The 6,826-nt window shown below is 67.2% G+C and carries 6 protein-coding genes and 1 pseudogene; 2 read left to right on the top strand and 5 right to left on the bottom strand.

Annotated features, from left to right (window positions below; translation table 11 throughout):
• The 3 genes from IMZ29_RS20125 to ndk form a co-directional block, all read right to left on the bottom strand.
• Positions 1-641, bottom strand: a 641-nt coding sequence (locus IMZ29_RS20125; protein WP_216187473.1) for a helix-turn-helix domain-containing protein, incomplete at its 3' end; no start/stop codon positions are given.
• Positions 638-1,762 carry a dual-specificity RNA methyltransferase RlmN gene (gene rlmN / locus IMZ29_RS20120; RefSeq protein ID WP_371820372.1) on the bottom strand — a complete coding sequence of 375 codons (1,125 nt, stop codon included), beginning with the start codon at positions 1,760-1,762 and terminating at the stop codon, positions 638-640. The genes IMZ29_RS20125 and rlmN, both read right to left, overlap by 4 nt.
• Positions 1,763-1,836: 74 nt before the next feature.
• Complete coding sequence (gene ndk, locus IMZ29_RS20115) at positions 1,837-2,262, bottom strand: nucleoside-diphosphate kinase (protein ID WP_216187468.1); 426 nt, start codon at positions 2,260-2,262, stop codon at positions 1,837-1,839.
• A 214-nt stretch (positions 2,263-2,476) separates the two neighbouring features.
• Here ndk and IMZ29_RS20110 point away from each other — a divergent pair, with 214 nt between their 5' ends.
• Complete coding sequence (locus IMZ29_RS20110; RefSeq protein WP_216187466.1) at positions 2,477-3,178, top strand: Bax inhibitor-1/YccA family protein; 702 nt, start codon at positions 2,477-2,479, stop codon at positions 3,176-3,178.
• A 112-nt stretch (positions 3,179-3,290) separates the two neighbouring features.
• Positions 3,291-4,606, top strand: a pseudogene (locus tag IMZ29_RS20105) (NAD(P)/FAD-dependent oxidoreductase).
• Between the two features lie 63 nt (positions 4,607-4,669).
• Here IMZ29_RS20105 and rlmD read toward each other — a convergent pair.
• Together rlmD and IMZ29_RS20095 are read right to left on the bottom strand one after the other, a co-directional pair.
• Positions 4,670-5,995, bottom strand: coding sequence for a 23S rRNA (uracil(1939)-C(5))-methyltransferase RlmD (gene rlmD / locus IMZ29_RS20100; protein ID WP_216187464.1), 1,326 nt, complete (start codon positions 5,993-5,995; stop codon positions 4,670-4,672).
• Positions 5,996-6,045: 50 nt separating this feature from the next.
• Positions 6,046-6,825 carry a 3'-5' exonuclease gene (locus IMZ29_RS20095; protein ID WP_216187461.1) on the bottom strand — a complete coding sequence of 260 codons (780 nt, stop codon included), beginning with the start codon at positions 6,823-6,825 and terminating at the stop codon, positions 6,046-6,048.
• Position 6,826 lies beyond the last annotated feature (1 nt).

Genomic DNA, 6,826 nt, shown 5'->3' with positions numbered 1-6,826 from the left:
CGCGGTCTCGGCGGGGTGCGGCCGGTGCCGGGACGGGTGCGGGTGCCGGCGTCGTGGCAGCGGGCGGCGTGACGATCTGGCCCGTCACCGCGGGCGCGGACGAGCGCGCCGGGGTGTCGAACGGCATCAGGGTCTCCTGGCCGCTGCCACCGCCATTGCCCATGCGCGGCAACCACCACGCGACGACGAGATAGACCGCCAGGGCCACGACGCAGATGACGATGAGCCAGAGAATGGCCGCGAACCAGGCGCGCCGGCGGCGGCGCCGTCCCACCCCAGCGCTCGAGCGGCGCAGACGCGCTGATGTCAGTGGCGACCGTATTGCGCAGGTGCGGATTGGACTGCGGCTGGTGCTGCAGATGCGCCGGAATCGCGCGCATCATGACCTCGGGATCCTGATCGAGCAGACGCGCGTAGTTGCGCACCAGACCGCGCAGCGACGGGCCTTGCGGCAGGTCTTCCCAGCGATCGGCTTCGATGGCCTCGATCTGACGCGGCAGGAACTTCAGCCGGGCGCTGACGTCGCCCACGCTCCAGCCCCGGGCTTCGCGCAATGCACGCAGCGAAGCGCCGAAGCTGGCGCCCGCCGGGGGCGTCCCTGAGTGAGCGATGGAATCGACCCCGGACATTGACTGCGTCATGCACGCGCCTCGGCAATGGATATGGTCCGCCGCTGGGCTGCGCGCTCGGTGAGGCGGGTGCGGTCACGCACCTCGCCGGCCAGCTGGCCGCAGGCCGCATCGATGTCGTCGCCACGGGTCTTGCGAACCGTCGTGACGATGCCGGCATCCATGAGACGCTGGGCGAACAGCTTCACCCGGGCCGCCGGGGAGCGATGCAGCCCCGATTGGGCGAACGGGTTGAACGGAATGAGATTGAGCTTGCACGGCACGTTGCGGGCGATGCCGATGAGCTCGTCGGCATGCGCGTCGGTGTCGTTGACCCCGTCGAGCATGACGTATTCGAAGGTGATGAAATCCCGGGGCGCGTGGACCAGGTAGCGTTCGCACGCCGCCAGCAGTTCGCGCAGGGGATACTTGCGATTGAGCGGCACGAGGCGATCACGCAACGTGTCGTTGGGCGCATGCAGGGACACGGCCAGTGCCACCGGGCAATCCTCGCCCAGGCGGTCCATCATGGGGACCACGCCCGAGGTCGATACCGTGACGCGGCGGCGCGACAGCCCGTAGGCATTGTCGTCCAGCATGAGCTGCAGTGCAGGCAGCACGGCGTTGTAATTGAGCAGGGGCTCGCCCATGCCCATCATCACGACGTTGCTGATGATGCGGTGTTCATTGCCTGCCGGAGCATCACCCAGGCGGCCGGTGTCGCCATCGGCCTGGATGGCGTGACGGGCCCACCAGAGCTGACCGATGATCTCGTTGGTGCCGAGATTGCGGTTGAAGCCCTGGTGACCGGTCGAACAGAACGGGCAGGCCACGGTGCAGCCTGCCTGCGACGAGATGCAGAGCGTGCCGCGATCGTCCTCGGGGATGAAGACGGTTTCGATGGCATTGCCTGCACCCACGTCGAACAACCACTTGCGCGTGCCATCGCGCGAACGATGTTCCAGCTGCACGCCGGGCGCCTGCACGTGGCAGCGCTCGGCGAGCGTGGCGCGAAAGTCACGCGCGAGATCGGTCATGGCGTCGAAATCGGCCACGCCGCGCTGGTGGATCCAGCGCAGCAGCTGACGCGCACGGAACGGCTTGCCGCCCCAGCCCTGCACGAGCTCGGCAAGTGCGTCCGCGCCATACCCCATCAGGTTGAGGGGGGTGGCGTCGGGCGTGGTGGAGGCAGCAGTCGTAGCGGTCATGGCGATTCGCCGCGCAGGACTCAGCGGCTGTGGATGTTGATTTCGGGGAAGAAGAAGGCGATCTCGACGGCAGCCGTTTCGGGCGCGTCCGAGCCGTGAACGGCATTGGCGTCGATGCTGTCGGCGAAATCGGCGCGAATGGTGCCGGCGTCAGCCTTCTTCGGGTCGGTGGCGCCCATCAGGTCGCGGTTCTTCTGGATGGCGTTCTCGCCTTCGAGCGCTTGCACGAACACAGGACCGGAGACCATGAAGTCGACCAGATCCTTGAAGAACGGGCGCGCGCTGTGCACGGCATAGAAACGCTCGGCGTCGGCACGCGAGAGCTGGGTGAGACGGGCGGCGATCACTTTGAGCCCTGCGCCTTCGAAGCGGGACACGATCTGGCCAATGACGTTCTTGGCCACGGCGTCGGGCTTGATGATCGACAGGGTACGTTCGACGGACATCGAAAACTCCAATAAAAACAGGGACTTTGAGGTTGAATTTGCAACATTCGATTGTATCATGTAGGCCGGATGCATTCCGAGGGATTTCCCTCGCCCGTCATGGGAACCTTTTCGTTACGGTTCCGTCTCATGGCTGTTGGCACTCTGGCCCCTGGGCTGCGTGCCGGGTTTTCTCGGCCCAACCTCTTCGATTCATCACGGAGCCTGCACTCACATGAACGACTTTCGCAATTCCACCATTGCGCATCCTGGCGGCGCCTCCAGCGAAGTCAGCCGCAACCGCGTCCTGCGCAACACCTACGCCCTGCTCGCGGTCTCGATGATCCCGACGGTGATCGGTGCGGCCGTCGGTCTGAATACCGGTCTTGCCCAGGTCATGGGCCAGAGCCCGGGCCTCACCATGATCCTCTTCCTGGTGGGCGCCTTCGGGATGATGTTCGCCATCGAACGCAACAAGAACAGCGGCGTGGGCGTGGCCCTGCTGCTCGCCTTCACGTTCTTCATGGGCATCATGCTCTCGCGCCTGATCGGCTTCGTGCTGGGCATGAACAACGGCGCCACGCTGATCATGACGGCCTTCGGCGGCACGGCGCTCGTCTTCGCAACGATGGCCACCCTCGCCACCACGATCAAGCGCGACCTGTCGGGCATGGGCCGCTGGCTCTTCGTGGGCGTGATGGTCATCCTGGCGGCTGCCATCGCCAACATCTTCCTGCAGATGCCGGCCCTGATGCTCACCATCTCGGTGCTCGCCATCGGCCTCTTCTCGGTGCTGATGCTGGTCGACCTGCAGCGCATCGTCAATGGCGGCGAGACGAACTACGTCACCGCGACGCTGGCCGTCTACCTGGATGTCTACAACGTCTTTGCCAACCTGCTCATGCTGCTGGGCATCTTCGGCGGCGACCGCGACTGACGTCGCAGCCCTGCCCCATGCCTGCATCACGGTACGGGGCGTGAATCTTGCGAGCCCCGGCAGCGATTGTTGCCGGGGCTTTTCGTTTGCCTCAGACATTTGCAAGGACAGCATGCCGCAAACCCCTTCACTGCATCCCATCGTGATTGCCGGCGGTGGTGCGGGCGGCCTGGAGCTCGCCTCCCGCCTCGGCCGGCGCTTCGGCCCCGAACGCATCATCCTCGTGGACCAGTCCCCTTTCCACGTCTGGAAGCCCTCCCTGCACGAGGTCGCTGCGGGCACCCTCGACATCCACCAGGAAGGTCTCTCCTACGCGATGCTCGCGCGCATCGGCGGCTTCACCTTCGTGCCGGGCCGCATCACGGGCGTGGATCGCGAAACCCGTGAACTGCGCCTGGACGCCTGGCGCGACGCCGAGGGCGAAGTCATTCTCGACGAGCGTGTGCAGCCCTACGGGCAACTCGTCATGGCGGTGGGCAGTCTTGGTCACTTCTTCGGCACGCCGGCGCCCGGGAACACGCCCTCGCGCTGGACACCACGGAGGCCGCCGAAAGCTTCCGGCTGGCGCTGCTCAAAGCCGTCGTGCGCGTCGAGAGCGCTCAGCGCCAACGCGGGGAGGACCGTCAGGTCCACCTCGTGATCGTGGGCGGGGGCGCCACGGGCGTCGAGCTCGCCGCCGAACTGCGCGACGCGGGCAACCTCGTCTCCGGCTACGGGCTCACCCACTTCGATGCGCGCAACGACATGGTCATCACCGTTGTCGAGGGTGGGCCGCGGCTGTTGGGCCCGCTGCCGGAGCGCGTGTCCGCGGCGGCGCGCGAGTCGCTGCAGCGTCGGGGCATTGCCGTGGAGACCGACTGCCGCATCGCGCAGGTCACCGACACGGACGTCGTGACTGCCGACGGGCGGCGCCTGCGCAGCGATCTGTGCGTGTGGGCGGCCGGCATCAGCGCGCCGTCGTGGCTGGGCGAGCTGGGCTTGCCGACCAACAAGGCCGGTCAGCTGGAAGTCGACGGCTGCCTGCGCACCCCGGATCCGCATATCCTCGCCATGGGCGACTGCGCGGCCGCCCCGCGCGGCGATGGCGAAGGCATTGTCCCTGCCCGCGCGCAGGCCGCCCACCAGCAGGCCGAGTATCTCGCGCGACGCATCGGCGACCTGCTGCAGGGCGTGACGCCGGCGGACGAACCCTTCAAGTATCGCGAGCACGGCTCGCTGGTTTCATTGGGCACGAGCAGCGGCGTAGGCAGCCTGATGGGCGGGCTGCGCGACCGTAGCCTCTTCGTGAGCGGCTCGCTCGCACGGCTCATGTACATGAGCCTGCATCTCATGCACCACAAGGTCATCCTGGGGATTGGCCGCACCATCAGCGTAGCGCTGGGGCGCCTGCTGCTGCGACGCGCTCATCCGCGCGTGAAACTGCACTAGGCCGCATCGACGTCGCGTCGCAGGCAGGGTGGGCGGTGCCGTGATGGCGCCGTCCGTACCCGATCAGTCCGCCGCCGGGCCCGGTTCGAACACCGCGATGGATTCGACGTGCCCCGTGTGCGGGAACATGTTCACCACGCCGGCTGACAGCATGCGATAGCCGCCCTCGTGCACGAGGATGGACGCATCGCGCGCCAGCGAGGCCGGATTGCACGACACGTAGACGATACGCTTGGGACGCTCCTCGGGGCTCAGGGCCACCAGGGCCTGCGAGACGGCGTGGGCGCCTTCGCGCGGCGGATCGATCAGGATGCGATCGAAGCGCCCTTGCGCGCGCAACCACTCGACATCCACCTCGAAGAGATTACAGGTGGCAAAGGACATGCGCTCTTGCAGTCCATGCTCGCGCGCGGCCTGCAGGGCGCGCGCGGTCAGGGCCGCACTGCCCTCCACCCCCACCACCGTCGCGCTGCGACGGGCCAGCGGCAGCGAGAAGTTGCCCAGGCCACAGAAGAGATCGGCGACGCGCTCGCCCGCCTGCGGGGCGAGCAGATCCAGGGCGCGCGCCACCAGCACCTGGTTGATGGCATGGTTGACCTGGGTGAAGTCCGTTGGCCGGAACGGCATGCGCAGGTCGAACGCAGGCATGGCGTAGGCCAACTCGGCTTCGTGCTCGGGCACGAGGGCATGCACCGTGTCCGGCCCCTTGGACTGCAGCCACCAATGCACCCCGTGCGTCTCGCCAAAGGCGCGCAGCTTGGCCTTGTCCTCATCGGTGAGCGGCTCGAGGTGACGCAGCACCAGCGCCGTGGCGCGATCGCCCACGGCGACTTCGATCTGCGGCATGCGATCCGGCACCGAGAGGCTCTCGATCAGACCACGCAGCGGCAACAGCAGCGCCGAGACATGCGGGGGCATCACGTGGCACTCGCGGATGTCTGCCACGAAGCTGCTCTTGCGCTCATGGAACCCGACCAGCACCCCACCCTTCTTGGGCACGAGGCGCACCGCCAGGCGTGCGCGATAGCGATAGCCCCAGGCGGGCCCCTGGATGGGCGGCAGCACCTGTCCAGGGACGAGCTTGCCGACGTGCCAGAGCGCGTCTTCCAGCACACGCTGCTTCACCGCGACCTGGGCCTGGGGATTCAAGTGCTGCATGGCACAGCCGCCACAGGTGCCAAAGTGCGGGCAGCGGGGCTCCACGCGTTGCGAGGAGGCACGCACCACGCGCTCGAGCCGGGCGATCTCATAGGACGGCTTGCGCCGGAAGCTCTGGGCGGTGACGCGCTCCTGCGGCAGCGCGCCTTCGACGAAGATCACCTTGCCGTCACGGCGCGCGATGCCGCGCGCTTCGAGGTCGAGCGATTCGATAGCGAGAATGTCTTGCATGGAAACTCAGGATGACAGCCGCGCGCGGTGCGCGAGGCCAGAGACGGTAATCAGGCGGCCGAGGGCCAGGCGGCCAGGTATTCGCGCCAGTGCGGCGCATCGATGCCGGCCAGGGTGTCGCGCACCAGGGCGACTTCGGCCTCGTACTCGGCCGGGCCGAGCTCGCCGCGCATCAGGCGAAAGCGGCAATACAGCAGCCACGTGTTGACGACGTCGGTCTCGCAATAGGCGCGCACTTCATCGCCTCGCCCATCGCGCCAGGCCGGCCACACCTGGCTGCCGTCCATACCGAGCTTGCCCGGAAAGCCGCAAAGGCGCGCCAGCTGATCCATGGGGGCATTGGCCCGACCGTTGTACTTGGCCAGCACGTCCATCAGGTCGCAATGCCGCATGTGGTAGCGGCTGATGTAGTTGCTGAACTTGAAGTCGCGATCATCCTCGCCCTGATCCCAGTAGCGGGCGGCCGTCACGCCATGCACCAGGGCACGGTAGTGCAGCACCGGCAGGTCGAAGCCCGAGCCGTTCCAGCTCACCAGACGCGGCGTGTAGTGCTCGATGGTCTTGAAGAACTGCTGAATGAGCACGGCCTCGCCGTCCTCGGGCTGTCCGAGCGTGCGCACGCGCAGGCCATGGTCGTCGCGAAACACGCACCCCACCACCACGATGCGTTGCAGATGCAGCGGCAGGAAATCGTGCCCCACCGCCTCGCGACGCTCAGCCTGGGCGCGCTCGACGACCTCGTCGTCCGAGAGGTCGTCCCACCCATGGAGCGCCCGCAGTCCGACGACGTCCGGGATGGTTTCCAGGTCGAAGACCAGCGTGGGCGTCATG

This window comes from Verticiella alkaliphila, from assembly GCF_018904615.1.
In the GTDB taxonomy this organism is placed as follows: Bacteria; Pseudomonadota; Gammaproteobacteria; order Burkholderiales; family Burkholderiaceae_B; genus Verticiella; species Verticiella alkaliphila.
The sequence above is the reverse complement of the archived record's forward strand: the minus strand, read 5'-3'. Positions and strand labels throughout refer to the sequence as shown.